Raw genomic sequence first — 26,547 nt, 5'->3', positions numbered from 1 at the left:
CGAACGGTGTCAGTCTAGCGCGGCTACCCCCACCGCTTGAGCAGGGCGCGCTCGCCGATGCCGATGAGCGCGTCGGTCGTCTTGCCGATCACACCGAGTGCGAGGATCGCGAGGAATAGCCGGTCGTAGCGCAAGTTCCCTTGCGACTCGATCAGCAGGAAGCCCAGCCCCATCGTGGAGCCAACGAGCTCGGCGGCGACAAGGAAGAGCCACGCCTGCGCAAGCGCGAGCCGCAGTCCCGAGATGATCGCGGGGATCACGGCGGGCAGCTGCACGGTCAGGAGCAAGCGCGATCGCGTATAGCCGTACGCGCGCCCCATCTCGACGAGATGCGGGTCCACGTGCCGGAGGGCACCCGCGACCGTCGTGTACACCGGGAACAGTGCGCCGATGGCCACGAGGGTCACCTTCGAGTCCTCCCCGAACCCCAGGTACAGGATGAGGAGCGGGACCCACGCAAGCGAGGGAACGGCTCTGACCGCTCCCACCGTCGGCGCGAGCACGCCATCGGCAAATCGGGAGAGGCCGACGATCGCCCCGATAACGAGCCCCGCGGCGGCGCCGATCGCAAAGCCGAGGAGGACTCGCTGGACAGAGATTGCGATGTGCATCCCCAGAAGCCCGCGCTCCCACAGGTCGATCCCCGCCAGGATGACCGCGTCGGGACTGGGGAGTTTGTGCGCCGGCACCCAGCCGAAGGCGGTAGCGGCGTACCAGAGGGCGATGAGCAGGATCGGTAGGGCACCACCCAGGGCGATGCGCGTGACGGAACGGCGTCGGCCCGCCCTCGCCTCGCGCTGGCGGGGTCCGTCGTCAAGAGGCGCGGCGAGCGCGCCGCGGTCAGCGGCGCGCTCGCTCGGGACGATCGAGGCGGACATCGCCGCTACTGGCCGACGCGACTCGGGTCGGCGCTGTCGGCAAAGCGGGGCTCGAAGAGTGACGCGAGCGCCTCGTCCACGAGGTCCTGGTTGGCGATATCGCCGTTGGCGACCTGGATAGGGCCGACCGCCTCGAGGACCGTGCGCTGCGCGTCCCCGGGCGCCGGGTCGAGATCGATCGTCGTACGCTCGAGCAGCACGACCTCGGCGATGGCGAGCTCGATGCCCGAGACCTCGGCGAGGAGCGCTGCCGTCTCATCAGGGTTGTCGAGCGCCCACTGGCGAGCACGCTCATAGGCGTCAACGACCAGCTGGGCTAGGTCGGGGCTCTGCTCGAGGAACTCCTCGGTCGCGTTGAGGAAGCCGTAGGTATTGAAGTCCACGTTGCGGTACACGAGGCGAGTGTCGTTGTCGGCCTCCGTCGTCGCCATCATCGGGTCGAGACCCGACCACGCGTCGACGCTGCCGTTGACGAGTGCAGCGCCACCGTCAGCGTGCTGGAGGTTCTGGATTTCCACCTCGCTCGGGTCGACTCCCGCCTCGTCGAGCGCCTGGAGGAGGAAGAAGTAGGGGTCGGTGCCGATCGTGACCGCCACCGTCGCGCCCCGCAAGTCCTCGACAGACTCGATGCCGGAGTCCGCGCCCACGACGAGGGCGCTCCACTCGGGCTGCGTGTAGATGTCGATGGTCTTGATGGGCGAACCGTTGGCGCGAGCGAGCAGGGCCGCCGAGCCCGCGGTGGACCCGACGTCGAGCGCGCCTGCGAGCAGGCCTTCGTTCGCCTTGTTGGAGCCGAGCGACTGCGTCCACGTGACGTCGACGTCGTCTCCAACCGCCTTTTCGATCCAGCCTTGCTCGCGAATGATGAGGCTGAGCGGGTTGTAGGTCGCGAAGTCGAGGGACAGCGTGTCGGCGGACCACGCGCCCGAGGCGGTAGTCGCGTCGTCGTCCGTGAGGTTCGAGCCTTCGCCGGCGACACAGCCGGTCATGGCCATCGCTGTCGCGGCGAGTGTCGCGGTGAGCACGGTCAGTGAGCGGCGGGATGTCATGATGGCCTTTCGAGATGGGTCGTGCGGGTGGATGGGATGGTGCGGCTGGGGAGAACGGCGACGTCCTAGTTGTTCGAGTGATGGCTGGGAACGCCGAGCCCGTCGAGCAGCTCGGCTCGCAACTCACCGAGCTCGGAGTCCGCGCGGTCGCGCGGCCTGCGACCGGGAACAGTGATGACGCGACGGATCGTCGCGCCGGGCAGATCCGGCTCCGAGCCGAGGAGGACCACGCGGTCGGCAAGAATAAGCGCCTCATCGACGTCATGGGTCACGAAGACGATGGTTGTCGGCTCGGCGGCGTGGATGTCGACAAGGAGATCCTGCATGGAGAGGCGCGTGAGCGCGTCGAGGGCGCCGAAGGGCTCGTCGAGCAACAGCACGCCCGGGCCACGAGCGAGGGCTCGAGCGAGCGACACGCGCTGAGCCATGCCACCCGAGATCTCTCGGGGGCGCTGGTCCCGCGCGTGTGAAAGGTGGACGAGCTCGAGCAGTTCCTCGACGCGCTCCGCACCGCGCGCGCGGTCGAGGCCGCGTGCCAGACCGAGCTGCACGTTTCGCGCTGCCGTGCGCCACGGCAGGAGCCGGGGCTCCTGGAACGCCACGGCGCAGCGCTGATCGGCAGGCGCGATCTGGCGGTCGTCGATGGTGATCGAGCCGGCCGTCGGTGTGTCGAGCCCGCTGATCTGGCGAAGCAGAGTCGACTTGCCGCACCCCGAGGGGCCGATGAGCGCCACGATCTCCCCGGCGGTGATTTCGAGGTCGACATCGCGCAGTACCGTCGTCGGGAGCTCCTTGCGCCCCGAGCCGAAGCTGCGTCCGACACCGCGCAAGGAGACCGGCAGCGCCGGGCTCTCGAGCGTGGTCGTGCGCTGGCTGAGTGACACGTCGCAACCGTACGAGGTGCTCGCGCCCCGCCCCAAACGGCGACGACACAGTCCGACACGGAGTGCAACAGAACGTCACACAGGGCCGCGGCCCGCTCGGGTGACCCTAGGAGACCGCTGAACAATTCGGGGGTTTAAGGCGCGCCTGCGGACTGGTCCGGGCTGCGGGTTAAGACTTGGTTCATGCAGGGTAGTGACGATGGTCAGCGTCAACTGTTGGATGTTCAGTCCTGGGCGGGTCATTTGCTCCCGCGGGGGTCGGTGTTCGCGTTCCTGGCCGCTCACCGGAGGCAACTGTTCCCGGATGACGCGTTCGCGGATCTGTTCCCGTCCGGGCGGGGTCGTCCCTCGATCCCGGCGGATGTGATCGCGTCGGTGTTGGTGTTGCAGACGATTCATAACCTCTCCGATCGGGAGACTGCGGAGGCGGTCACGTTTGATCTGCGCTGGAAAGCGGCCTGTGGGTTCGCGGTGGCCCAGACAGCGTTCCACCCGTCGGTGTTGACGTATTGGCGGCGCCGTCTGGCTGGCAGTGAGCGGCCGCATCGCATCTTCGATGCCGTGGCCGAGGTCATCGCTCAGTCGGGGGCGTTGACCGGTCGACGGCGACGGGCGATCGATTCCACGATCCTCGACGATGCGGTTGCCCGGCAGGACACGGTGACCCAGCTGATCGCGCAGATCCGCCGAGTCGGGCGGGAGGTCCCCGCAACGGCGGAGCTCATCGCGGGCCTGCCCGGGCATGACTACTCCACGCCTGGGAAGCCGGACATTGCCTGGGATGACCCGGCCGCCCGCGATCTGCTCGTCTCAGCGTTGGTGAACGACGCGTTGACGCTGCTGGCGGAGCTCGACGGTGTCGAACTGAGCGAGAAGCAGCAGGAAACGGTGGCGTTGCTGGCACTGGTCGCAGGGCAGGACGTTGAGCCGGCGGAGGATTCCGATGGCACCGATGGGCGGTGGCGGATCGCCCGGAAGGTCGCCCCGGAGCGGATGATCTCAACCGTTGATCCGGACACCCGGCATGCGCACAAGTCGCGGGAGAAGAAGCAGGACGGCTTCAAAGCCCACGTTGTGATCGAGCCGGACACCGGTCTGGTCACCGCTGCCGCCCTCACGAAGGCGTCCGGGGCGGCGAACAGCGACGCGGCCCGCGGGGCGGAGCTGCTCACCGCCGATACCAGCATCGGCGAGGAACCGGTCGACGTGCTGGCCGATTCGGCCTACGGCAGCGGTGAGCTGCTCGACCAGATCGGAACCGCCGGTCACACCGCGATTATCAAGCCGATGCCGCTGGCCCGGGCGGTTCCTGACGGGTTCACCATCGATGACTTCACCGTCGATGACACCGCGGGAACGATGACCTGCCCGGCCGGAGTCACCCGACCGATCGCCGCCAAGGGAACAGTGACCTTCGGCAGCGTCTGCTCCTCCTGTCCGTTGAAGCTTCGATGCACCACGGCGGCGGAGGACGGAAGATGACCGTGACTGCGCATGACCGGATCAAACGCGAACACCGGGCCCGAGCCGCGGATCCTGGCTTCCAAGCCGATTACCGGCAACACCGGCCAATGGTCGAACGCTCAATCGCGTGGCTCACCCGCGACGCCAGACGCGTGCCGTTCCGTGGCGTCGCGAAGAACAACGCCTGGTGGGTCACCCGCGCCGCCGGAATCAACCTCAAACGACTTCTCAACCTCGGCCTCACCTTCCACAACGGGAACTGGGCGCTCGGATAGAGCCAGCCAGTGCGCCCAATCACGGTCGCAGCTCGGCGGAACCCCCGCCAACAGTGCCGCAACGCCGCCTTCCGGGCAGACAACTATTGGCACGGCAGACCAAGAACCGAGCCACCGACGCCCGCCCAGAGAACCGACACGGCCCAGCCGACCACGGTCAAGACCCCTTGTTCAGCAGTCTCCTAGACGAGCGCCTTCGCGCTCGCGATGGGCACTCCCGAGATCACGCGGTGCCGCACCGCGCCCGAGATCTGGTCGACGATGACGGTCACGACGATGATGACGGTGAGGGTGATGCCGATGCGCTCCCAGTCGCGGCGCTCGAAGACCTGCGCGAGGAGGGATCCCACTCCCCCGGCCCCGAGGATGCCGAGGATGGCGCTCGCGCGGATGTTGATCTCGAACCGGTACAGCCAGAACGCGATGACTTCGGGCAGAATCTGCGGAGTCACAGCCCAGCGCAGAGTCTGCAGGGTGCTGGCCCCCGCCGACATCGTCGCCTCCCCCGGCCCCGTCGGCACGGCCTCGATCGCCTCGCTCGTGAGCTTGCCGAGCGTGCCGATAGACCCGACGCCGATGGCGAGGGCGCCGGCGAGCGGACCGAGACCGAAGATTGGCAGCATGATCGCGATCGCGAAGACGAGCTCCGGTACCGCGCGGATGATGTTGAGGATCTGCCGCGTGACGATGACGACTCCGCGGGGCGAGACGTTCGAGGCGGCGAGGAATCCGATGGGGAACGAGAAGATCGCGCCGATGACAGTGCCGATCCAGGCGATCTGCAGCGACTCGAACATGAGAAGGATCGCGTCGTTCCAGTACTGGCTGTATGGCTCGCTGAACGGGTTCTGCACGACGCCCTGCACCATGAGCCCGCCGTAGTTGAGGGAGAGCGCAGGCGCCTCGAGCAGCCTGGCCCAGTTCGCATCGACGAGGACGAGGCACACGATGACGAGCACGAGCACGCCGAGCTGGGTGAGCGTGTAGCGCAAGCGGCTGGGCGCGCTGGGGCGCGGCGGGGCGCCGCGGCGGGGCCGATCCGATGGCGTGGTCGGGGCGCTCATGTGAGCCTCCGTCGGAGCGATTGGGAAAGCAGGTCGATGGCGAAGACCACGACGATGAGCAGCACGACGATCGCGGAGACGTTCGAGTAGTTGAACCGCGCGAACTCCACGCTGATCGACGAGCCGATACCACCACCGCCGACGATGCCGATGACGACGGAGGCGCGGATGTTGAGTTCGAACACGTAGAGGCAGTACGAGAGGTAGTTGGGCAGGATCATCGGCACCACGGCGAACCGCGCACGCTGCAACGCCGATGCCCCCGTCGCATCGGCGGCTTCCAGCGGCCCGCGGTCGACGGCGTCGATCGTCTCGGAGGTCAGCTTCGCGATGATGCCGATGTTGAACATGATGAGCGCGAGGATGCCGGCGAGCGAGCCCGCGCCCACGAGGGCGAAGAAGAGCAGGCCGTAGCCGACATCGGGCAGCGAGCGCACGACGGAGAGGAAGAGCTTCGCGGCGCGGTAGAGGACAGGGTTCGCCGTCGTCACGCGCGACGCGAGCAGGGACATCCCCAGGCCGACGGCGCACCCGACGAGCGTCGCAATCACCGCGATCGAGAGGGTCTCGATGAACGGGCCGACCGTGCGGCCGATGTACGCCCAATTGGGCGCGAGGAACTCCTGGATGATGAACCAACCGCGACCGATGTCGGTCCAGAGCGGCCGCAGGTCGAACTCGATGCCGATGCCCGCCCACACTGTGATCGCGACAACGGCTGCGAGGCCGATGTAGGTGCCGAGCCGGGGTCGTGGTCGGGGCGGGCGAACGGTCGCCGTGCGGTGAGCCGTCGTGGTCGTCACGCGGGCGTCGCCTTGCGTGACTCCTCGACGTCGAGGTCCGCTGCGGCCTGAGCCTGCAGGGCGTCCTCCTCCGCCTGCTCCTCCTCGGAGAGCACGTCGTCCGCGGTGAGCGAGCGCCCGTAGATCTGCTCGAACACAGCGTCATCCGCCTCGGCAGGAGGGCCGTCGAAGACGACTCGACCCTCGCGCATGCCGATGATGCGGTCCGCATAGCGGCGAGCGAGATCGAGGAAGTGCAGGTTGACGATCGTCGTGATGCCGAGCTCGTCGTTGATGCGCTCGAGGTCGCGCATGACCATGTGCGCCGTCGGCGGATCGAGGGAGGCGACGGGCTCGTCGGCGAGGATCACCGTCGGGTCCTGAGCGAGAACGCGGGCGATGGCAACCCGCTGCTGCTGGCCGCCGGAGAGCTGGGACGCGCGCACGTAGGCCTTCTCGACGATGCCGACGCGTTCGAGGGCCTCGAACGCCTTCTCCTTGTCGGCCTGCCGGAAGAACCCGAAGAGGGAGAGCAGGAGGGGCGTGGCGTGCAGGCGACCCACGAGCACGTTCTGCAGCACCGAGATGCGCCCGACCAGGTTGAACGACTGGAAGATCATCCCGATGCGCGATCGCAGTCGCCGCAGCTGCGCGGGCTTCGCACCGTCCACGTGGACGTTGTCGACGAGGAGCTCGCCGCCCGTCACCGGTACGAGGCCGTTGATCGACCGCACGAGGGTCGACTTCCCGGCGCCGGAGAGACCGACGACGACGACGAACTCTCCGGGCGCGATGTCGAGAGTCACGCCGTCGAGGCCCACGGTGCCGGTCGGATAGGTGACGGTGACGTCACGGAAGGAGATCACGGGACTGCTTTCGTCGGAGCTGGTGAGGCTCAAGCTGATGCACGAGGGGGCCGAGGCACAGCCCCGACCCCCTCGACGGTACTACTCGCCGAAGTTGGCCTCGACCTGACGCGCTGCGTCGAGGGCGTCGAGGTCGGCGGGCACGAGACCCTCGATGCTGTAGACCGCGTCGAGGGCGGCGAGGCCCTCCTCGCTGTCTGCGATCGCGAGGAACGCCTCCGTGATGGCGTCCTTCAGGTCCTGCGGAAGGTCACCCGCGACGGCGACGCCGTCGTTCGGGATCGCCGTCGACCAGGCGAACACGACGACGTCCTCACCGACGGTGGGCAGCTCCTCGACCACGTTGCCGCGGGCGTCATTGAAGCTCACGCCGACGGTCGCGTCGCCGCGGGCGACGGAGAGCACCGAGTTCGGGTGACCACCGGCGAAGAACGAGCCGCTCAGAGCGAAGGGGTCGAGACCGGCCTCCTCGAGCTGGGTGGCCGGGTAGTAGTAGCCCGAGGCCGAACCCTCGTCGACGAACGAGATGGCCTCGTCCTGCTCGATGAGTGCGAGGGCGCTCTCGCCCACGGGGCCGCTCTCGGCGTCGAGCACGCCGTTGCAGAACGCGAAGCCGTCCTCGTCGACCACGACCTCCGTCTCGCAGAAGCGGTCGGGGTCGTTGGTGAACCACTGCGTGACGTAGGTGCTCGAGCCGAAGCGCACCGACTGCAGAATCGGCTCAGCACCGGCCTGGTCGGCAGCCTGGACGAGCGCGATGGGCCCGAACATGCCGATCGCGGCCTGGCCCGACTGCATCGCCACCACGAGGGCGTTATAGCTGTCGGTGACCTCGGCGCGCACGGTGATGCCGAGCTCCTCGCTCAGAAGGTCACCGAGAACCTCGGCATCGAGCACGAGCTGGTCGACCTCCTGCGAGGGGACGAGTCCGAGGACGATCTCTTCGGGCCACTCGGTCGCGGCGCCGTCATCAGTCGGCTCCTCCGCCGTGGGCGCGCAGGCGGCGAGGCCGAGTGCGAGGGCCGAGGCGGCGGCGATCGCGCCCCAGCGGCGGTTCATGGTCTTCACAATGGACTCCTCATAGGTATGTGTATGCAGTGCGCGGCGGCCCCCGCATGAGGGCGACCACCCTTAGACCGTATTCCGCCGACGGCGCCCCGACCTAGTGCTGTCGCGTTGCGGCGCGGGAATTTACGTGCTGTTCACGCGGTGGTCGGCGATGCAGTGCGCCAATGAGCAAGATCCCCGTAGAGGGTCTCGATGAGCGCCGAGCGAAACGTCGGCCGGGCATCCGGTTGACCATGGCGCTCGATGAGCGCCGTAGCGCCACGGTCCGCGATGGGCTCGAGGTCGTTGCGCCAGATGTCACCGACCGAGAGGACGCGCGGCCAGCGCGCCGTGTCGAGCTCAGCGCCCTCCGCGGTCAGAGCCCGCAGCCCGTCGGGTTTGCGTGCGTCTCCGATGACGCGCTCGAGGTGCGGTGCGAGGCCGAGCGCGTGCACGAGCCGTTCTGTGCCCTCGCGAGGCGCGTTCGTCACGAGCACGCGGTCCCAGTGGCGGAAACCGCCCAGGAAGTCGGTGATGCCGGGCGGGATGCTCACCTCAAGATCCCCGGAGTCGAGGGCCGCGCGCGATCGCACGTAGGCCTCGCCCAGCTCCTGCTCCCCGAGGCCGCGCTCGCGCGCCCACTGCGCGACGGCGCCGTAACCGTCGGCGTTCCCCGCGAAGGGGCCGTCCGATGCCCCGTCGAGGAACGCCCCGAGCGGTTCGAGGATGCTCCGCTCAGCGTGCCCGAGAGCACGCGCCACTTCTGTCGCGTACGCGATCACGGGCGCATCCCCCAGGCACAGAGTGCCGTCGAAGTCGAGGATGAGGAGCCCGTCGCTCACGCTCGGACGGCCTCCGCGACGGCACCCAGGACCCCGTTCACGAAGGAGGCGGACTCCTCCGTCGAGAGCACGGTGGCGAATTCGAGGGCCTCAGCGATCACCACGGCGGTCGGCACCTCGGGGTTGTGGCGCAGCTCCCAGGCTGCCAGTCGCAGGATGGCTCGGTCGACGACGGGCATGCGGGCGAGCGTCCATCCGACAGCGCGCCCCTCGAGCTCGGCGTCGAGCTCGCGCTGGTGCTCGATGACGCCGCGGACGATCTGCTCGGCGTATGGCCAGCTCGACGCGCGCTGCGGCTGCGCGACCGCACGCCGCGCCTCCTCGCCGAGAACCTCCTGCAGCGGAACCTGCCGCACATCGGCGACGTACAGCATGTCCAGGGCGCGCTTGCGCGCCTTGGTGCGTGCTCCCATGTCTCTACTCGTTCACGCGGCCGAGGTAGTCGCCCGAGCGCGTGTCGACCTTGACCTTCGTGCCGGTCTCGAGGAAGAGCGGCACCTGAATCTCGTAGCCGGTCTCGAGCGTCGCCGGCTTGGTGCCTCCCGTCGAGCGGTCGCCCTGCAGTCCCGGCTCCGTGTAGGTGACTTCGAGCACGACCGATGCGGGCAGATCGAGATAGAGGGGCAGGCCGTCGTGCATGGCGATCGTCACCTGCTGGTTCTCGAGCATGAAGTTCGCGGCGTCCCCCACGACGGAGCCGGGCACCGTCACCTGGTCGTAGTCCGTCGTGTCCATGAAGACGAAGTCGGCACCGTCCTGGTACAGGTACTGGTAGTCGCGACGATCGACGTTCGCGAAGTCGATCTTCGTGCCGGCGTTGAAGGTCTTGTCGACGACCTTCCCGCTCGTCACGTTCTTGAGCTTGGTGCGCACGAAGGCGCCACCCTTGCCGGGCTTCACATGCTGAAACTCGATGACGGCCCAGAGCTGACCGTCGAGGTTGAGCACACTGCCGTTCTTGATGTCGTTGGTGGTCGCCATGAGGCCGTCACAATCCGTTCCGTGGGTCACGAGCGGCGCATCAGGGGTGCGTGCGCCGCCGAGCGAGTCTAGTGCGCGGCTAGGAGGAGCGCAGAATCGCGTCGAGAGCGAGCTGGTACGACTGCGCGCCGAAACCCGCGATCACGCCCGTCGCGACAGCGCTCACGACGCTCGTGTGCCGGAACTCCTCCCTGGCATGCGGATTCGACAGGTGCACCTCGATGACGGGAACACCCGTCTCGGTCACAAGGGCGACAGCATCCCGCAGCGCGTAGGAGTAGTGCGTGAAGGCCGCGGGGTTGAGGATGACGGGAGTGCGCGCATCGACGGCCTCGTGCAGCCAGCCGATGAGAGCCGCCTCGTCGTTGGTCTGGCGGAGGTCGATCTCGACGGCGCCCGCGTGCGACGCGAGCTGCGCCCGCACGTCCTCCAGAGTGGCTGTGCCGTAGATCTCGGGCTCGCGCGTGCCGAGCCGGTTGAGGTTGGGCCCGTTGAGGACGAGCACGCGGTCGAACGTCATGCCTCCAGCCTACCGAGCGACTACTCGCCGACCTCCTGGTACGCGGCGAAGAGCATCGATTCGTCAGTGCCGTTGAGAACACGCGGTCGGGCGATGTCGTCGAGCACGATGAAACGCAGCATGCCCGCTCGCGCCTTCTTGTCGCGCTGCATGGTGGCCAGGAGCGTCTTCCAGCGCCCGAGCGGATAGCCCGTCGGCAGCGTGAGCGACGCCAGGATGCGGCGATGCCGGTCGACTGCCTCCGCGCTCAGGGAGCCGGCCAGGTGCGCGAGCTCGGCGACGTACACCATGCCGATCGCGATCGCCGCTCCATGGCGCCACCGGTAGCGTTCGGCATGCTCGATCGCGTGGCCCAGTGTGTGGCCGTAGTTGAGGATCTCGCGCTGACCCTGCTCCGTGAAGTCCTCGCTCACGATCCGCGCCTTCACGGTGATCGCCCGCTCCACGAGCTCCCGGAAGACGTCGCTGCTCGGGTCGGTCGCGACGGTCACGTCGGCCTCCAGGAGGTCGAGGATCACCGGGTCGGCGATGAAGCCGCACTTCGCCACCTCGGCGAAGCCCGCGAGGATCTCGTTCTGCGGCAGGGTGCCGAGGAGGTCGAGGTCGGCGAGCACCACGCGCGGCGCGTAGAAGGCGCCCACGAGGTTCTTGCCCTCCGCCGTGTTGATCCCCGTCTTGCCGCCCACGGCGGCATCCACCATTCCCAGCACGGTCGTGGGCACCTGGATGAGCGGCACACCGCGCAGCCAGGTCGCCGCGACGAAGCCCGCGAGGTCTGTGGTCGCTCCGCCGCCGAGCCCGACGACGACGTCGGTGCGGGTGAAATCGGTCTGGCCCATGACCTGCCAGCAGAACGCCGCCACCTCGACCCGTTTGGCGGCCTCCGCGTCGGGAACCTCGGCGAGCAGCACCTCGATACGCCCCGCGAGCGCCTCCCGCAGCCCGTCCGCCACCGCACCGAGGGTGGGGGCGTGCACGATGAGAGCCTTCGCGGCGGTGGGAGGGATCCAGTCGTGCAGCGAGGCGAGCAGGCCACGGCCGACGATCACGTCGTACGCCGACTCTCCGGTCACCGGGATCGCGGTCGAAGCAGTGGTCATGATGGCCCTCCCGGGGACTCGTGAACGGGCAGCGTGCGCACCCAGGTGGCGATCTCGTCCGCGATCTGGCTGAGCGGCCGGCGCGAGGTGTCCCAGCGCACGGTCGCGAGCGATTCGTACACGGGCATCCGCGCCGCGACGAGCTCCGTCCAACGGTCGATTCCTCCCGAGAGCAGCGGTCGCTTGCCGTTGTCGATGCGGGTCGCCACCGCCTCGGGAGAGATGGTGAGCAGCACGACGGGCAGGCCGCGCAGCGCTTCCGCCGTCGCCGGGGTCATGACAGCTCCCCCGCCGAGCGCGACGACCGCGGATTGACCGAGTGCCGCGGAGACCGCCTCCGCCTCCCAGCGGCGGAACGCCGGCTCGCCGTGCTCCGCGAAGATGCCGGGAATCGGGCCGTGCTCGGCTTCGATGAGCGTGTCGGTGTCGAGGAACGGTACGGAGAGGATGCGCGCGACCCGCTTGCCGAGCCGCGTCTTGCCGGCGGCCGGCGGCCCGATGAGCACCGCGAGCGGGGAGAGGCCCTGCGTCGTGACCGCCTCTGACTCGCCCCGCTCAGGCACGACCCTCCGCGACGGCTGTCGTGAGCGTCGCTGGAATCGCCGCGAGGTAGCCCTCGAGATTGCGACGCGTCTCGGTGATCGAGTCTCCGCCGAACTTCTCGGTCACCGCCTCGGCGAGGACGAGCGCCACCATCGCCTCGGCGACGACGCCCGCGGCGGGCACCGCGCACACGTCGGAGCGCTGATGGTGCGCGGGTGCGGCTTCGCCGGTGGCCGTGTCGATCGTGCGCAGGGCGTGCGGCACGGTCGCGATGGGCTTCATGCCCGCTCGAACGCGCAGCACTCCGCCGGTGCTCATGCCGCCCTCGGTGCCTCCCGCGCGGTCGCTCTCGCGGTGGATGACCCCGTTCTCGAGCACGAGCTCGTCGTGCGCGGCGGACCCGGGCCGGCGCGTCGACTCGAAGCCGTCCCCGACCTCGACGCCCTTGATGGCCTGGATGCCCATGAGGGCGCCCGCAAGTCGAGCGTCGAGCCGGCGATCCCAGTGGACGTACGAGCCCAGACCGGGCGGGAGCCCGTACGCCACGACCTCGACGACGCCGCCGAGGGTGTCACCGCTCTTGTGCGCGGCGTCGACCTCCTCGACCATGCGCGCGCTCGTCTCGGCGTGCAGGCAGCGGAGCGGGTCGGCGTCGAGACGCTCGACGTCGTCGGGGTGCGGGAGCGGAGCATCCTCGGGAACCCGCACAGGGCCGATGCTGAGCGTGTGCGCGACGAGCCGGATTCCCAGCTCCGCGAGGAAGGACCGCGCGATCGCCCCGAGCGCGACGCGGGCCGCGGTCTCGCGCGCGCTCGCACGCTCGAGCACCGGGCGCGACTCGTCGAAGCCGTACTTCTGCATGCCGACGAGGTCGGCGTGGCCCGGCCGGGGGCGCGTCAACGGCGCACCGCGCCCGCTCTGCAGATCGGCGGGATCCACCGGGTCGGCGCTCATGACGGTCGTCCACTTGGGCCACTCGGTGTTGCCGATGCGCAGCGCCACGGGGCTCCCCATGCTGAGGCCGTGCCGCACGCCACCGGAGATCGTGAGCTCGTCCTGCTCGAACTTCATGCGCGCGCCGCGACCGTACCCGAGCTTGCGACGCTGCAGATCGGCCTGGATGGCCTCCCGCAGAACGGGCACGCCCGCGGGCAGCCCTTCGAGGACGGCGATCAGTTCGGGGCCGTGGGATTCCCCGGCGGTCAACCAGCGCAGCATGCCCCTAGTCTTTCACGAGCGCGGAGGCCATCGCGGCCTCCACGGTTGCCTCCGCTTCCAGCGGAACCTCGGTCTGGCCGGAGACGAAGAGACGCACCTGCCGGACCGCCTGGTGCAGCAGCATGTCGCGACCGGACGCCACGCGACCGCCCGCAGCGAGCCACTGCGCGGCGAGCGGCCCCGGCCACGGGTGGTAGGTGACGTCGAGGGCGACAGCGTGCTCTCGCGCACTCACGGGCAGCTGCTCGTCGAGGGGCACGCCGTTGGGCAGGGTCCACGCGACGACGTCGGTCTCCTCCACCACGGCGGCCAGGTCGCCGAGCGCGACCGCATCGAACTCGAGCCCGAGCTCCTCGGCCAGAGTGCGGATGCCGCCCGCACGAGCGGCGTCGCGCACCGCCACCGTGATGCCCCGCACGCCGAGCGCATCGAGTGCGACGACGACCGACCGCGCCGTGGCACCGGCTCCGACGAGCACAGCATGCTCGGCTGAGCTCAGTCCGGCCCCGCGCAACGAGCGCTCGACTCCGACCACATCCGTGTTGCGCACGATGCGCCGACCGTCGTCGGCGAGCAGCAGCGTGTTGGCGGCGCCCGTCAGCTCAACATCGCGGTCGCGGTGGTCGCCGAGGCGCGCGAGCTCTTCCTTGAGCGGCATCGTGGCCGAGATGCCCCGCCAGGACCGATCGAGGCCGTCGAGGTAGCCGGCCAGCTCGTGCTCACGGACGTCCGTCCGGCCGTACGCCCACTGAAGGCCGAGCGCCTGGTACGCCGCGGCGTGCATGACCGGCGACAGGGAGTGCGCGACGGGATGGCCGAGCACCGCGAGCCTGCGCTCACTCACAGTAGACGGCGTTCTCCTCGCTCGCACGGCACCAGGCGCGCAGCTCAGCAACGCCCACTTCGTGCTCCGCGAGAGTCTCCGAGAACTTCGTCTCCCCCGTCGCGAGGTTGATCGTGACGAAGTAGAACCAGTCGCCCTCCGCCGGGTTCAGGGCCGCGTCGATGGCGACGTCCCCCGGTGCAGCGATGGGTCCGATCGGGAGCCCCGGGTTGGCGTAGGTGTTGTACGGGTTCTCCGCACCGAGGGCATCGCCGCTCGACCACACCGACCCGGTCTCACCCGCACCGTACTGCGTGGCCGAGTCGAACTGCAGCAGGGCATCTTCGGCGAGGCGGTTCTCGATCACCCGCGCAACGCGGTAGAAGTCGTCGGCGAGCCGCGCCTCGCGCTGGATGAGCGAGGCCTTCGTGAGCACGGTGTGGCGGTCCTCCTCCGCGACACCTGCCGCATCGAGCCGGGCGAACATCTCGTCGACCAGGGTGCGGATGTGGTCTTCGGCCGTCGTACCCGGCTCGAACCGGTAGGTGGCCGGGAACAGGTAGCCCTCGATATTGGGCGCAACCTCCGGGATGCCGTAGATCGACGGGTCGACGATGGCCGCCTCGTACTCCTCGAGCGCGATGCCCGTGCCGGCCGAGAGCGCCTCGATGACCTCGCCGGCGCGCAGGCCCTCGCGCACGGTCGCGCTCAACTCCACCTTGTTCTCGGGGTCGAGCAGGGCATCCAGCGCCGTTTGCGCCGACATCTCCTCCTGCAATCGGTAGGTTCCCGGAATGAAGGAGATGGAGGGGTCGGCGAGAAGGAGATCGTAGAACGCGTCGAAGGTCATCGTGACGCCCTGCTCGGTGAGCGACTCGGCGACATCGGCGCCGATCTCGCCGCTGTAGATGGTCACGAGCACCTCGGTGCCGTTGCCGGCGCCCTCGTAGTCGTTGGGCAGCTCCCAGCCCAGCGCCTCGCGCACCTGGGTCTCGTAGTTCGTCCAGACGTACCACGCGCCGCCCGCCGCGCCGCCGAGGATCAGCACGAGCACGATGCCGAGCACCCAGGGCCAGCGGCGCCTGCGGGAACCCGAGGTGCGCTCCTTCGGAGCTCGTCCGGCGCGGGGACGCTCTCGAGCATCCCGCGCGGCTCGGCGCGACAGAGGAGCCGGGGCGCCCTCGGTGACGACCGGGCCGGTGGGCTCGCCGCGGCGCTGATCAGGCGCCGCGCTCTCCTGAGCCGGGCGGAAGATTGCGTCCCAGTTGTCGTCGTTCTCGCTCACGATGAGGGGTGTCCTTCGTCCGGGTCGACGAGTTCGCCGGGCGGGCTGCCGCTGGCGCGCTCGTGGTCGAGGGCGTGCTGGAGCAGGATAACAGCGGCCACCTGGTCGACGACGGCGCGCGACGTGCGAGAGGTGCGGCCCGCCTCGCGCAGGGACCGTGCGGCCGTCACCGTGGTGAGGCGCTCATCGACAAGTCGCACGGCGATCCCGAGCGCGCGCGCGAGCTCGAGCGCCACCTCCCGGGAATCCGCGGTGGACGCCGTCTCGGCACCGCTCAGGGAGAGCGGAAGGCCCACCACCAGCTCGGTCGCCCCCGTCTCGTCGATGATGCGCCGGATGCCCGCACCGTAGTCGCCGCGGCGCGCGAGCGTCTCGACCGGTGTCGCGAGCATGCCGTGCAGGTCGCTGCGCGCGATGCCGATGCGCGCGCGCCCCACGTCGACGCCGAGTCGCACGCCGCTGCGCATGCTCAGGCGCGCAGCTCGCGCACGACGGCGTCGAGTGCCGCACCGATGGCCGAGGGGTCGGAGCCGCCCCCCTGGGCGAGGTCGTCCTTGCCGCCACCGCCGCCGCCGAGCACCCCCGAGGCCACCCGGGCCAGCTGACCCGCTTTCGCGCCGGCCTCTCGCGCCGACGGCGTCGTGGCCACGATCACGGTCGCCTTGCCGCCGACCTCGGCCGCGAGCGCGACCACCGCCGCGGAATCGGCGAGTCGTGCCCGCACACTCGTCGCGAGCGTGCGCACGTCGTCGGCCGCGCCGACCGAGCCGAGGTTCTCGACGACCGCGGTGACGGAGCCCACGGGTGCCGCCGAGGCGACGAGAGCGGGGACCCGCTCGCTCAACCGGCTCGCCTCGATCTGCGCGATGCGCTTCTCGGCCGCCTTGAGCTGAGCCGTGAGCTCCGTGATGCGCTCGGGCAGCTGCTCCTTCGGCGTCTTGAGACTGCTCGTCAGCTGCGCGACGATCGCGCGCTCGGTCGCGAACTCGCGGAACGCGTCGAGACCGACGAGCGCCTCGACGCGCCGATTGCTCGACCCGACCGAGGACTCGCTCACGAGACTGATCATGCCGATCTCGGCCGAGCTCGCGACGTGCGTACCCGCGCACAGCTCGCGCGACCACGGGCCGCCGATGTCGACGACCCGCACGCGATCGCCGTACTTCTCGCCGAACAGCGCCATCGCTCCGAGCGACTTCGCCTCGTCGAGCCCCATGACGCGGGTCTCGACGGGAAGGTTGTCGCGCACGGCGATGTTGCTGATCTCCTCGAGCTCGCTGCGCGTCGCGGCGCTCAGCGCCTGGTTCCAGCTGAAGTCGAGCCGCATGTAGCCGGCCTTGTTGTAGGAGCCGGACTGGTGGGCGTCGTCGCCCAGGGTCTGCCGAAGGGCGGCGTGGATCACGTGCGTCGCCGAGTGCGCCTGGGTCGCGGCACGACGCCACTGCGGGTCGACGTGCGTGGTCGCGGCGTGCCCCACCTGCACCTCGCCGCTGCGCACGTGCACGCGGTGGCTCACGAGCCCCGCGATGGGGCGCTGCACGTCGAGCACCTCAAGCTCGTAGCCGGGGCCGACGATCGACCCGGCGTCGGATTCCTGGCCGCCGGACTCCGCGTAGAGGGTCGTCTCGGCGAGGATGATCTCGGCGTGTTCCCCCGCGTGGGCGACGGGCACGCTGCGACCGTCGACGATGACCCCGAGCACGGTCGTCTCGGTGTCGAGCTGGTCGTAGCCGAGGAACTGCGTCTCGCCGTGCGCGCGGAACTCGCCGTACACCGAGACGTCGGCGAGCACGGACTTCTTCGACTTGGCGTCGGCCTTGGCGCGCGAGCGCTGCTCGCTCATGAGCCGGTCGAAGGCTGCACGGTCGACGGAGAGCCCGGCCTCCGCCGCCATCTCGAGCGTGAGGTCGATGGGGAACCCGAAGGTGTCGTGCAGCTGGAACGCCGTGTCGCCGGCGAGCACTCCCCCGCCGGCCTTCGCGGTGCGGTCGACAGCGAGGTCGAGGATGCTCGTCCCGGCTGCGAGCGTGCGCAGGAAGGCCTCCTCCTCCCCGAGGGCGAGGCGCGAGACGCGGTCGTAGTTCTCCGCGACGTCCGGGTACGCGGTGCTCATCGCGTCGCGCGAGGCGCCGAAGAGCACCTCGACGCTCGGCGCGTCGACGCCGAGGAGGCGCATGGCGCGAATGCTGCGGCGCATGAGCCTGCGCAGGATGTACCCGCGGCCCTCGTTGCCGGGGGCCACGCCGTCCGTCATGAGCATGAGCGAGGAGCGCACGTGGTCGGCGATGACGCGCATGCGCACGTCGTCCTCCGGGTCGGCCCCGTAGCGGCGACCGGAGAGGCCCGCGGCCGCGTCGAGCACGGGGCGCACCTGATCGATCTCGTACATGTTCTCGACACCCTGCTTGAGGAACGCGACGCGCTCCATGCCCATGCCGGTGTCGATGTTCTTGTTCGGCAGCTCGCCGAGGATGCGGAACTCGGTCTTCGACGTCACCTGGTCGATCGCGTACTGCATGAACACGAGGTTCCAGATCTCGATGTACCGGGTGTCGTCCACGGCGGGGCCGCCCTCGGGGCCGTAGGCCGGGCCTCGGTCGAAGTAGATCTCCGAGCACGGGCCGGCCGGGCCGGGCTGGCCGGTCGACCAGTAGTTGTCTTCCTTGCCCATGTTCTGGATGCGCTCGTCGGGCAGACCGGCGATGCTCTTCCAGAGTCGTCGCGCCTCGTCATCCTCCTCGTACACGGTGACCCAGAGGTCCTTCTCCGCGAAGCCGAGACCGCCCTCCGACTCGGGCAGCGTCAAGAGCTCCCAGGCGTACTCGATCGCACCGGCTTTGAAGTAGTCGCCGAACGAGAAGTTGCCGTTCATCTGGAAGAACGTGCCGTGGCGGGTGGTCTTGCCGACCTCCTCGATGTCGTTCGTCCTGATGCACTTCTGCACGCTCGTCGCGCGCGGGTACGGTGCCGGCACGACTCCCGTGAGGTACGGAATGAACGGCACCATCCCCGCGATCGTGAACATGACCGTCGGGTCGTCCGCGATGAGCGAGGCGGAGGGCACGACCGTGTGACCGCGGCTTCCGAAGAAGTCGAGCCACCGGCGCTGGATGTCGGCGGTCTGCATGGGGGTTCCTGAATCTCGGGTGGCGGGGCTGTCGGGCCCCACCCGACGACGAGGGGCGTGCTACTTGAGGCGGTTCGTGAGGTCGGCGATCGTGTCCTCTGCCTCGGCCACCGCGGCGCGCAGTTCAGCCTCGCGCTGCTTGTAGCCCTCGACGACGGCCGAGCCGAACTCGCGAGCCTTCTCATCGACGTCGTCGAAGAACTGCTTGCCCTGAGGAGTCTTGGAGACCTGGTGGGCGGCGACGAAACCGACGGCAGCGCCGACGATGAGCCAGACGATGTTCTTCATGGGGTTCTCCCTCAATCGGTGGTGCGGGTCAGTAGTGCGGTCGCGGGCTCTCCCGCGCGCGGGCAGACCCCAGCCTAGCGGGGCCGGGAGACGAGGAACGGGGGCCTGGCATGCGCCGAGCCCCCGTTCAGGACGTGCTGTGGTGCCCTAGCGGGCGGCGTAGTACTCGACGACGAGCTGGACCTCGCACGTCACGGGAACCTCGGCACGCTTGGGGCGGCGCACAAGGCGCGCCTGCAGCTTGTCGAGCTCGACCTCGAGGTAGCCGGGAACCTTGGGAAGCACGTCGACGTGACCGCCGGCCGCGGCGACCTGGAACGGCTCCATGCCCTCGCTGCGAGCCTTGACGTGGATGAGCTGACCCGGCTTCACGCGGAACGACGGGCGGTCGACGAGCTGGCCGTCGACGAGGATGTGGCGGTGCACGACCATCTGGCGGGCCTGCGCGGTGGTGCGGGCGAAGCCTGCACGCAGCACGAGCGCGTCGAGACGCATCTCCAGCAGCTCGACGAGGTTCTCACCCGTCAGGCCTGCGGAGCGGCGCGCCTCGTTGAACGCGATCTTGAGCTGGGCCTCGCGAATGCCGTACTGGGCGCGCAGGCGCTGCTTCTCGCGCAGACGGACGGCGTAGTCGCTGTCGGCCTTGCGCTTGGTGCGGCCGTGCTCACCGGGAGCGTACGGGCGCTTCTCGAGGTACTTGGCGGCCTTCGGGGTGAGGGCGATGCCGAGTGCGCGAGAGAGGCGGGTCTTGCTGCGAGTGCGTGACTTGGTAGACACGGTGTCCTTCCATGGGCGTGGCCGAGAATTTCAGCGGCTCACGGGCGTACACCGCTCCGTCCGGTCCGAACGCACGCCGAGGCGATCCGGTGGAGGCTACGAGGGAGGGTGTGCCCATATCTGACGGGCCGAGCAAGCTTAGCAGAGCGACGGGCGTGGAGCGCTCACTCCTGGCGCTTCTCGCCGCGCACGATGGCCCGCAGCTTCGCGAGCCGCGCGGAGACCTCGCGCTCGTGCCCCCGCTCCGTCGGCCGGTAGTACTCGCGCCCCACGAGCGGGTCAGGCAGGTGCTGCTGCTCGGCGACGCCCACCGGTTCGTCGTGGGGGTACACGTAGCCCTTGCCGTGGCCGAGCAGCTTCGCACCCGGGTAGTGCGCATCGCGCAACGGTGCGGGCACGCGACCGATCCCGCCCGCCCGCACGTCGGCGATCGCCTCGTCGAGCGCCCGATAGGCGGCGTTCGACTTGGGTGCGGTGGCGAGGTAGACGACGGCCTCGGCGAGTGGGATGCGCCCCTCCGGCATGCCGATGAGCTGCACTGCCTGCGCGGCTGCGACGGCGAGGGGCAGCGCCTGCGGGTCGGCGATGCCGATGTCCTCCGCCGCCGAGATGATGACGCGCCGCGCGATGAACCGCGGGTCCTCCCCCGCCTCGATCATGCGCGCGAGATAGTGCAGCGCGGCGTCCGGGTCGCTGCCCCGAATCGACTTGATGAAAGCGCTGATGACGTCGTAGTGCTCGTCGCCCTGCTTGTCGTACCGCAGCAGTGCCCGGTCGACCGCCTGCGCGACGATGTCAGCGGTAATCACGGGATGCCCGTCCCGAGCGCTCTGCTCCGAAGCGCCGTCGTGCGCTCCTGCGGACTGCGCGGCCGCCTCCAGCGCGGTCAGGGCGCGCCGGGCATCCCCCGAGGCGAGGCGCACGAGCGTCTCGCGCGCGGCGGGCTCGAGCACGACCCGGCCGCCGAGACCGCGAGGATCGGCGACCGCTCGATCGACGAGCTCGCCCAGGTCGTCGTCGCTGAGCGCGGCGAGCGTGAGCAGCAGGCTACGGCTCAGAAGAGGTGCGATGACCGAGAAAGAGGGGTTCTCCGTCGTCGCGGCGATGAGGATCACCCAGCCGTTCTCCACCCCCGGCAGCAGAGCGTCCTGCTGCGCCTTCGTGAACCGGTGAATCTCGTCGAGGAAGAGAACGGTCGACGACCCGTACAGGTCGCGATCCGACAGTGCGCGCTCCATGACGTCGCGAACATCGCGCACGCCCGCGGTGACCGCAGAGAGTTCGACGAAGCGTCGGCCCGAGCTGCGCGCGATCGCCTGCGCGAGGGTCGTCTTGCCCGTGCCCGGCGGCCCCCACAGGATCACCGAGACGGCACTCGGAGTGCGAGCGGGATCGTCGCTCGCGAGGCTGACGAGGGGCGAGCCTGGAGCGAGGAGGTGCTGCTGACCCGCGACCTCGTCGAGCGAGGTCGGCCTCATGCGCACGGCCAGGGGAACGGCGCTCGAGCCGAGCCCGGGCTGTGCATCCATGGGGCGATGCTATCGGCCCGCCCCGTGAGCGGACGGTCGACGACCGAGGCGGCGCCCGCCCTCGACTAGAGTTCACCTCGGCGCCCTCCCCCGGCGCCCACAGCATCCGCAAGGTGAGGGAGCACAGTGGCAGCCAGCTCGAGCAGAGACCGTCAGGCCCGCGAGAGGCTGCGCCAGTACCAGGCGCGCCAGACCGTCCATGAGGCGAAGATTGCGCGCCGCAAGCGCGACAACCTCGTCGCCGTCATCGGGCTCGTCGTGGTTGCTGCGCTCGCGACGACGGCGCAGCTGGCGTACGTCGCCGGGCCGGGCGCGCCCGAGCCGGTCATCACCCCCACAGCAGAGGCGTCCGCCACCCCGTCCGCAACGCCCGACGCCGCGGCGCCCGCCCCTGAGCTCAGCGAGTTCCGCACCTGGACGGGCTCGCTCACCCTCAACGAGAACATCGAGCTCGGCCTCGAGCTCGACGGCATGGCGGCCCCGCAGGCTGTCGCCTCGTTCGTCTCCCTCGCGCAGACGGAGTTCTTCGCAGGTCTCACCTGCCACCGCCTCACGACAGAGGGCATCTTCGTGCTGCAGTGCGGCGATCCCGCCGGCGACGGCTCGGGAGGGCCCGACTACCGGTTCGGGCCGATCGAGAACGCACCGGAGGACGACGTCTACCCTGAAGGCACCCTCGCGATGGCGCGCCAGGGCGGCGACGGGTCGAGCATGGGCAGCCAGTTCTTCATCGTCTACGAGGACTCGACCATCCCCTCGGATGCCGCCGGTGGATACACGGTGCTCGGCCGCATCACGAGCGGGCTCGACTCGCTCATGACCGGCATCGTCGACGCGGGCGCCGAGGGCGGCGCTCCCGACGGCGCGCCCACCGTTCCGACGACGATCACGAGCATCACGATCCAGTAGCGATGCACCGCGCCGCCTCCGCCACCCGCCGGGCGGCGGGACGCGTGGAATATGCTGAAAAGCCGTGCGACGACCTTCGCCGCCGACCGAGTGACCAGAGGATGAGATCCACGTGACTGACAACGGTGTGACCCAGTGGGGCCGCGTCGACGAGACCGGCACGGTCTTCGTCACCGACCGGGGTACCGAGCGCGCAGTGGGGCAGTATCCCGACGGCACTCCCGAGGAGGCTCTCGCCTACTTCACCCGCAAGTACGCGGAGCTCGAGGGCCAGGTGCGACTGCTCGAGCAGCGCGCGCGCGGCGGGGCTCCCGCTGCGGACGTCGCCAAGACCGTGACGAGCCTCACCGAGGCCCTCGAGTCGGCCGCAGCCGTCGGCGACCTCGAGGCGCTGCGCACGCGCGTCTCCGCCCTCACCGTCGCGGTCGAGAAGCTCACGGAGGAGCAGAAGGCCGAAGCGGCTGCCGCGCTCGAGGCCGCTCTCGCCGAGCGCACCCAGATCGTCGTCGCGGCGGAGGCCCTCGCGGCGAAGGACCCGCAGTCGGTGCAGTGGAAGCAGGCCACGGCCGAGCTGGATGCCCTGTTCTCCCGCTGGAAGGAGCACCAGCAGTCCGGCCCGCGCGTGCCGAAGAAGCAGGCTGACGAGCTCTGGAAGCGCTTCCGTGCGGCACGCACGACGGTCGAGACGCATCGGCGCGCCTTCTTCGCGGCGCTCGACGCCGAGCACAAGGATGCACGGCAGCGCAAGCAGGAGCTCGTCACGCGCGCGGAGGCGCTCGCGAGCCAGGGCACCGCGGGCATCCCCGCCTATCGGAGGCTCCTCGACGAGTGGAAGCAGGCGGGCAGGGCCGGCAAGAAGGTCGACGACGCGCTCTGGGACTCGTTCAAGGCCGCGGGCGACGTGCTCTACGCCGCCAAGGCCGAGGTCGACGCGCGGGAGAACGAGGAGTTCGCCGACAACCTCGAGGCGAAGCTCGCGATCCTCGAGGAGGCGAAGCCTCTCCTGACCGCGACCGATCGCGTCGCAGCGCGCAACACGCTCACGAACATCCAGAAGCGGTGGGACGCGATCGGCAAGGTCCCCCGCGATCAGATGAAGTCGGTCGAGGACAGACTGCGCGCCATCGAGACGGCCGTCCGCAAGCTCGAGGACGACCACTGGAACACCTCGAACCCCGAGAAGAAGGCACGCTCGGAGGGTCTCGCCGCGCAGCTGGAGTCGGCGATCGCCGGCCTCGAGGCAGACCTCGCAGCCGCCCGCGCGGCGAAGGACGAGGCGAAGGTCGCCGAGCTGACCGAGGCTCTCGAGGCCCGACGCGCCTGGCTGGCCGCCGTCGACGCCTGAGCGTTCTCCCCAGGTCCGGCTCGACGCGGCGCTCTCCCCCTTTCGAGAGGATGCTCTGTCTCGCGGCCGCGCGAGCGCGAGACTCTCGGCATGACGCCCCGCACTCCGCTTCGCCTGACCGATACCGAATTGCGCGCCGCTGTCCTCGACGGAGAGCTGCTTCCGCTCGGGGGGAGCTACCTGCCCCTCGACGTGCCTCTCGACCCACGGGCGCGTGCGACGGCCCTCGCCCCCGCACTCGGTGACGATCGCGTCATCATCGCCGGGCGCTGCGCGGCGTGGGTCTGGGGCTGGACCGACTCGAGCTGCCCCACGCTGTGCTGCTGCGTCTCGAGCCGTCAGCGCATTCCTTCCTCGGCGCGACGTGCTCTCGCGGCTCGGGAGGTCGTCATCGACCTCGATGAGACCGTGAGGCTCGAGAGCGTCGCGATCACGACCCCGCTGCGCACGCTCCTCGACCTCGCCCGGCACGACGAAGGCGACGATCTTCCCCGTGTGCTCGTCTCAGCCCTGCAGGAGGCCGTGGTGACGAGAGGGCTGAGTGCCGAGCGCATCGACGAGGCTCTGCGGCGTCGACCCGGGGCCGCGCACAGCCGCCGGGCGCGAGCACGACTGGAGCGGGCGGCCGCCGAAGCGGCTCAGCCGTTGCTGACCCGGTAGACGTCGTACACCGCGTCGATGCGGCGCACCGCGTTGAGCACACGGTCGAGATGCGTCGTGTCGCCCATCTCGAAGACGAAACGACTGATCGCGAGCCGGTCGCGATTGGTGTTGACGCTCGCGGAGAGGATGTTGACGTGGTGCTCGGTCAGCACGCGCGTGACGTCGGAGAGCAGACCGCCCCGGTCGAGCGCCTCCACCTGCACCTGCACGAGGAAGACGCTCTTGGAGGTCGGTGCCCACTCGACGTCGATCATGCGGTCCGGCTCAGCCAGGAGCGACTGCACGTTGGTGCAGTCCCCTCGGTGCACGCTGACACCCTGCCCGCGCGTGACGAAGCCGACGATAGCGTCGCCGGGCACGGGGGTGCAGCACTTGGCGAGCTTGACGAGGATGTCGGGGGCGCCGCGCACGAGGACACCTGAGTCGCTCGTCTTCAGCGGGCTGCGCACGCGCGAGGGGACGCTGAAGGGCTCGTCGTCCGACTCGGACTCCACGTGCAGGGTCGCGAGGATCTTCTCGATGACCGACTGAGTGGACACGTGCCCCTCGCCGACCGCCGCATACAGGGCCTCGACGGTCTCGTAGCGCAGCTGGTGAGCGACATGCGCCACAGAATCCTGCGTCATGAGGCGCTGGAGGGGCAGGTTCTGCTTGCGCATCGCCCGCGCGATCGCATCCTTGCCCTGCTCGACGGCCTCGTCGCGGCGCTCCTTGGTGAACCACTGGCGGATCTTGGAGCGCGCTCGCGTGCTCGTGACGAAGTTCAGCCAGTCCTGACTCGGGCCCGCGTCGGGATTCTTCGAGGTGAACACCTCGACCGAGTCCCCGCTCGCCAGCACCGTCTCGAGGGGGACGAGCCGACCGTTCACCTTGGCGCCCATCGTGCGGTGGCCGATCTCGGTGTGCACGGCGTAGGCGAAGTCCACGGGCGTCGCGCCGGCCGGCAACCCGATGACCTTGCCCTTGGGCGTGAAGACGTAGACCTCTTTCGCCCCGATCTCGTAGCGCAGATTGTCGAGGAACTCGGTCGGGTCGCTCGTCTCCGCCTGCCAGTCGGAGATGTGCGCGAGCCAGGCCATGTCGGTGTCCGAGCGCTCCGTGCCCGCCTCACCGCGGCCCGCGCCGGCCATGCGCTCCTTGTACTTCCAGTGCGCCGCCACCCCGAACTCTGCGCGCTGATGCATCTCGTGCGTGCGTATCTGCAGCTCGACGGGTCGGCCTCCCGGGCCGAACACGGTCGTGTGCAGAGACTGGTACAGGTTGAACTTCGGCGTCGCGATGTAGTCCTTGAAGCGACCGGGCATGGGGTTCCAGCGCGCATGCACGGCGCCGAGGACCGCGTAGCAGTCTCGGATCGACCCGACGAGGATGCGCACTCCCGTGAGGTCGTAGATGTCGTCGAAGTCGCGGCCGCGATGGACCATCTTCTGGTAGATCGAGTAGTACTGCTTCGGCCGCCCGACCACGGCTCCCTTGATCTTCGCCTGCCGCAGATCGGTCTTGACCTCGTCGATGACCTGCTGCACGAAGGCCTCGCGCTCGGGAGTGCGCCCCTTGACGAGACTCTCGATCTCGACGTAGATCTTCGGGTAGAGCACGGCGAACGAGAGGTCCTCGAGCTCCCACTTGATCGTCTGGATGCCGAGTCGATGCGCGAGCGGCGCGTAGATCTCGAGCGTCTCCTGCGCTTTGCGCTGAGCCGACTCGGCCGGCACGAAGCCCCACGTGCGCGCATTGTGCAGACGGTCGGCGAGCTTGACGATGAGCACCCTGATGTCTTTCGACATCGCGACGATCATCTTGCGCACCGTCTCCGCCTGCGCACTATCTCCGTACTTGAGCTTGTCGAGCTTCGTGACGCCGTCCACGAGCATCCCGATCTCGTCGCCGAAGTCCGCACGCAGCTGATCGATCGAGTACGCAGTGTCCTCCACCGTGTCGTGCAGGAGCGCCGCCGAGATGGTCTTCGCCCCGATGCCGAGGTCGGCGAGGATCTGCGCGACCGCGAGCGGGTGCGTGATGTACGGCTCGCCGCTCTTCCGGGTCTGGCCAGCGTGCGCCCGCTCCGCCACCCTGTAGGCGCGTTCGATGAGGGCGATATCGGCCTTGGGATGCTGCTGCCGCACCGTCTTTGTGAGACTCTCGAGACCGCCCGCGGGCTGCGAGCGCGAGAAGATGCGGGGCAGGAGCGCGCGCAGCGCAGGACCCTGCTGCTGCGTCGTCTCGGTCATCCCTGCGCCTCCTGCTGCGATTCTACGGCGCGTGGGCGAGCCTCCCGCTCAGGTGCG

25 protein-coding genes and 1 pseudogene are annotated in these 26,547 nt (G+C 69.5%); 4 read left to right on the top strand and 22 right to left on the bottom strand.

What is annotated here, in order from left to right:
* Nucleotides 1-23: 23 nt before the first annotated feature.
* From HUJ41_RS06165 to HUJ41_RS06155, 3 genes are all read right to left on the bottom strand, one after another.
* The gene (locus HUJ41_RS06165; RefSeq protein ID WP_179873776.1) at nt 24-878 is read right to left on the bottom strand and encodes an ABC transporter permease; all 855 of its coding nucleotides are present in this window, start codon (nt 876-878) and stop codon (nt 24-26) included.
* A gap of 5 nt (nt 879-883) precedes the next feature.
* On the bottom strand, nt 884-1,927 hold the full coding sequence (locus tag HUJ41_RS06160) for an aliphatic sulfonate ABC transporter substrate-binding protein (RefSeq protein ID WP_179873775.1): 1,044 nt from the start codon (nt 1,925-1,927) through the stop codon (nt 884-886).
* Between the two features lie 65 nt (nt 1,928-1,992).
* On the bottom strand, nt 1,993-2,811 hold the full coding sequence (locus HUJ41_RS06155) for an ABC transporter ATP-binding protein (protein WP_179873774.1): 819 nt from the start codon (nt 2,809-2,811) through the stop codon (nt 1,993-1,995).
* 183 nt (nt 2,812-2,994) lie between these two features.
* On the opposite strand from HUJ41_RS06155, the pseudogene HUJ41_RS06150 reads away from it, so the two are divergent.
* Nucleotides 2,995-4,550 (top strand): annotated as a pseudogene (locus tag HUJ41_RS06150) (IS1182 family transposase).
* A gap of 182 nt (nt 4,551-4,732) precedes the next feature.
* On the opposite strand, the gene phnE (HUJ41_RS06145) reads toward HUJ41_RS06150, so the two are convergent.
* From phnE (HUJ41_RS06145) to HUJ41_RS06060, 18 genes are all read right to left on the bottom strand, one after another.
* Complete coding sequence (phnE, locus tag HUJ41_RS06145) at nt 4,733-5,614, bottom strand: phosphonate ABC transporter, permease protein PhnE (RefSeq protein ID WP_179873773.1); 882 nt, start codon at nt 5,612-5,614, stop codon at nt 4,733-4,735.
* Entirely contained in the window at nt 5,611-6,417 is an 807-nt protein-coding gene (gene phnE / locus HUJ41_RS06140) for a phosphonate ABC transporter, permease protein PhnE (protein WP_179873772.1), read from the bottom strand. Before phnE (HUJ41_RS06140) ends, phnE (HUJ41_RS06145) begins: the two co-directional genes overlap by 4 nt.
* Nucleotides 6,414-7,262, bottom strand: a complete 849-nt coding sequence (gene phnC / locus HUJ41_RS06135) for a phosphonate ABC transporter ATP-binding protein (protein WP_179873771.1) — start codon at nt 7,260-7,262, stop codon at nt 6,414-6,416. The genes phnE (HUJ41_RS06140) and phnC overlap by 4 nt, the downstream gene beginning before the upstream one ends.
* A gap of 81 nt (nt 7,263-7,343) precedes the next feature.
* Nucleotides 7,344-8,321: a phosphate/phosphite/phosphonate ABC transporter substrate-binding protein gene (gene phnD / locus HUJ41_RS06130; protein WP_179873899.1), complete on the bottom strand. Its 978-nt coding sequence runs from the start codon at nt 8,319-8,321 to the stop codon at nt 7,344-7,346.
* Nucleotides 8,322-8,464: 143 nt separating this feature from the next.
* Nucleotides 8,465-9,151: an HAD family hydrolase gene (locus HUJ41_RS06125; RefSeq protein ID WP_179873770.1), complete on the bottom strand. Its 687-nt coding sequence runs from the start codon at nt 9,149-9,151 to the stop codon at nt 8,465-8,467.
* Complete coding sequence (gene nusB / locus HUJ41_RS06120) at nt 9,148-9,564, bottom strand: transcription antitermination factor NusB (protein ID WP_179873769.1); 417 nt, start codon at nt 9,562-9,564, stop codon at nt 9,148-9,150. Before nusB ends, HUJ41_RS06125 begins: the two co-directional genes overlap by 4 nt.
* A gap of 4 nt (nt 9,565-9,568) precedes the next feature.
* Nucleotides 9,569-10,132 carry an elongation factor P gene (gene efp, locus HUJ41_RS06115; RefSeq protein ID WP_179873898.1) on the bottom strand — a complete coding sequence of 188 codons (564 nt, stop codon included), beginning with the start codon at nt 10,130-10,132 and terminating at the stop codon, nt 9,569-9,571.
* 79 nt (nt 10,133-10,211) lie between these two features.
* Nucleotides 10,212-10,652 carry a type II 3-dehydroquinate dehydratase gene (gene aroQ / locus HUJ41_RS06110; protein ID WP_179873768.1) on the bottom strand — a complete coding sequence of 147 codons (441 nt, stop codon included), beginning with the start codon at nt 10,650-10,652 and terminating at the stop codon, nt 10,212-10,214.
* Between the two features lie 20 nt (nt 10,653-10,672).
* A complete protein-coding gene (aroB, locus tag HUJ41_RS06105; RefSeq protein WP_179873767.1) occupies nt 10,673-11,752 on the bottom strand; it encodes a 3-dehydroquinate synthase in 1,080 nt (359 codons plus the stop codon).
* Nucleotides 11,749-12,315, bottom strand: a complete 567-nt coding sequence (locus HUJ41_RS06100) for a shikimate kinase (RefSeq protein ID WP_224744603.1) — start codon at nt 12,313-12,315, stop codon at nt 11,749-11,751. Before HUJ41_RS06100 ends, aroB begins: the two co-directional genes overlap by 4 nt.
* Nucleotides 12,308-13,513: a chorismate synthase gene (gene aroC, locus HUJ41_RS06095; RefSeq protein ID WP_179873766.1), complete on the bottom strand. Its 1,206-nt coding sequence runs from the start codon at nt 13,511-13,513 to the stop codon at nt 12,308-12,310. The genes HUJ41_RS06100 and aroC overlap by 8 nt, the downstream gene beginning before the upstream one ends.
* 4 nt (nt 13,514-13,517) lie before the next feature.
* Nucleotides 13,518-14,357: a shikimate dehydrogenase gene (locus HUJ41_RS06090; protein ID WP_179873765.1), complete on the bottom strand. Its 840-nt coding sequence runs from the start codon at nt 14,355-14,357 to the stop codon at nt 13,518-13,520.
* A complete protein-coding gene (mltG, locus tag HUJ41_RS06085) occupies nt 14,350-15,621 on the bottom strand; it encodes an endolytic transglycosylase MltG (RefSeq protein ID WP_246299339.1) in 1,272 nt (423 codons plus the stop codon). The genes HUJ41_RS06090 and mltG overlap by 8 nt, the downstream gene beginning before the upstream one ends.
* On the bottom strand, nt 15,618-16,088 hold the full coding sequence (ruvX, locus tag HUJ41_RS06080; protein WP_179873764.1) for a Holliday junction resolvase RuvX: 471 nt from the start codon (nt 16,086-16,088) through the stop codon (nt 15,618-15,620). Before ruvX ends, mltG begins: the two co-directional genes overlap by 4 nt.
* A 2-nt stretch (nt 16,089-16,090) precedes the next feature.
* A complete protein-coding gene (gene alaS / locus HUJ41_RS06075) occupies nt 16,091-18,748 on the bottom strand; it encodes an alanine--tRNA ligase (RefSeq protein WP_179873763.1) in 2,658 nt (885 codons plus the stop codon).
* Between the two features lie 60 nt (nt 18,749-18,808).
* Nucleotides 18,809-19,036, bottom strand: a complete 228-nt coding sequence (locus tag HUJ41_RS06070; protein ID WP_152582895.1) for a hypothetical protein — start codon at nt 19,034-19,036, stop codon at nt 18,809-18,811.
* 147 nt (nt 19,037-19,183) lie between these two features.
* Nucleotides 19,184-19,813 carry a 30S ribosomal protein S4 gene (gene rpsD, locus HUJ41_RS06065; RefSeq protein ID WP_179873762.1) on the bottom strand — a complete coding sequence of 210 codons (630 nt, stop codon included), beginning with the start codon at nt 19,811-19,813 and terminating at the stop codon, nt 19,184-19,186.
* A 164-nt stretch (nt 19,814-19,977) separates the two neighbouring features.
* Nucleotides 19,978-21,342, bottom strand: coding sequence for a replication-associated recombination protein A (locus HUJ41_RS06060; RefSeq protein WP_179873761.1), 1,365 nt, complete (start codon nt 21,340-21,342; stop codon nt 19,978-19,980).
* Nucleotides 21,343-21,468: 126 nt separating this feature from the next.
* On the opposite strand from HUJ41_RS06060, the gene HUJ41_RS06055 reads away from it, so the two are divergent.
* The 3 genes from HUJ41_RS06055 to HUJ41_RS06045 all read left to right on the top strand — a co-directional run bounded on the left by HUJ41_RS06055 (nt 21,469) and on the right by HUJ41_RS06045 (nt 24,256).
* The gene (locus tag HUJ41_RS06055) at nt 21,469-22,251 is read left to right on the top strand and encodes a peptidylprolyl isomerase (protein WP_179873760.1); all 783 of its coding nucleotides are present in this window, start codon (nt 21,469-21,471) and stop codon (nt 22,249-22,251) included.
* A 112-nt stretch (nt 22,252-22,363) separates the two neighbouring features.
* Nucleotides 22,364-23,596: a DUF349 domain-containing protein gene (locus HUJ41_RS06050; protein ID WP_179873759.1), complete on the top strand. Its 1,233-nt coding sequence runs from the start codon at nt 22,364-22,366 to the stop codon at nt 23,594-23,596.
* A gap of 90 nt (nt 23,597-23,686) precedes the next feature.
* Complete coding sequence (locus tag HUJ41_RS06045) at nt 23,687-24,256, top strand: type IV toxin-antitoxin system AbiEi family antitoxin (protein ID WP_179873758.1); 570 nt, start codon at nt 23,687-23,689, stop codon at nt 24,254-24,256.
* Here HUJ41_RS06045 and HUJ41_RS06040 read toward each other — a convergent pair.
* Entirely contained in the window at nt 24,235-26,490 is a 2,256-nt protein-coding gene (locus HUJ41_RS06040) for a RelA/SpoT family protein (protein WP_179873757.1), read from the bottom strand. The two genes, HUJ41_RS06045 and HUJ41_RS06040, sit on opposite strands and share 22 nt — an antisense overlap.
* Nucleotides 26,491-26,547 lie beyond the last annotated feature (57 nt).

Origin of the sequence: Microcella indica (assembly GCF_013414345.1) — a bacterium.
GTDB classification, from domain to species: domain Bacteria; phylum Actinomycetota; class Actinomycetes; order Actinomycetales; family Microbacteriaceae; genus Microcella; species Microcella indica.
The sequence above is the reverse complement of the archived record's forward strand: the minus strand, read 5'-3'. Positions and strand labels throughout refer to the sequence as shown.

Excerpts from the sequence above, each read along its gene's own strand:
- HUJ41_RS06165 (WP_179873776.1), bottom strand. The coding sequence starts at position 878 with ATGTCCGCCTCGATCGTCCCGAGCGAGCGCGCCGCTGACCGCGGCGCG.
- HUJ41_RS06160 (WP_179873775.1), bottom strand. The coding sequence starts at position 1,927 with ATGACATCCCGCCGCTCACTGACCGTGCTCACCGCGACACTCGCCGCG.
- phnE (WP_179873773.1), bottom strand. The coding sequence starts at position 5,614 with ATGAGCGCCCCGACCACGCCATCGGATCGGCCCCGCCGCGGCGCCCCG.
- phnD (WP_179873899.1), bottom strand. The coding sequence starts at position 8,321 with ATGAACCGCCGCTGGGGCGCGATCGCCGCCGCCTCGGCCCTCGCACTC.
- nusB (WP_179873769.1), bottom strand. The coding sequence starts at position 9,564 with ATGGGAGCACGCACCAAGGCGCGCAAGCGCGCCCTGGACATGCTGTAC.
- efp (WP_179873898.1), bottom strand. The coding sequence starts at position 10,132 with ATGGCGACCACCAACGACATCAAGAACGGCAGTGTGCTCAACCTCGAC.
- aroQ (WP_179873768.1), bottom strand. The coding sequence starts at position 10,652 with ATGACGTTCGACCGCGTGCTCGTCCTCAACGGGCCCAACCTCAACCGG.
- aroB (WP_179873767.1), bottom strand. The coding sequence starts at position 11,752 with ATGACCACTGCTTCGACCGCGATCCCGGTGACCGGAGAGTCGGCGTAC.
- aroC (WP_179873766.1), bottom strand. The coding sequence starts at position 13,513 with ATGCTGCGCTGGTTGACCGCCGGGGAATCCCACGGCCCCGAACTGATC.
- ruvX (WP_179873764.1), bottom strand. The coding sequence starts at position 16,088 with ATGCGCAGCGGCGTGCGACTCGGCGTCGACGTGGGGCGCGCGCGCATC.
- alaS (WP_179873763.1), bottom strand. The coding sequence starts at position 18,748 with ATGCAGACCGCCGACATCCAGCGCCGGTGGCTCGACTTCTTCGGAAGC.
- HUJ41_RS06070 (WP_152582895.1), bottom strand. The coding sequence starts at position 19,036 with ATGAAGAACATCGTCTGGCTCATCGTCGGCGCTGCCGTCGGTTTCGTC.
- HUJ41_RS06060 (WP_179873761.1), bottom strand. The coding sequence starts at position 21,342 with ATGGATGCACAGCCCGGGCTCGGCTCGAGCGCCGTTCCCCTGGCCGTG.
- HUJ41_RS06045 (WP_179873758.1), top strand. The coding sequence starts at position 23,687 with ATGACGCCCCGCACTCCGCTTCGCCTGACCGATACCGAATTGCGCGCC.
- HUJ41_RS06040 (WP_179873757.1), bottom strand. The coding sequence starts at position 26,490 with ATGACCGAGACGACGCAGCAGCAGGGTCCTGCGCTGCGCGCGCTCCTG.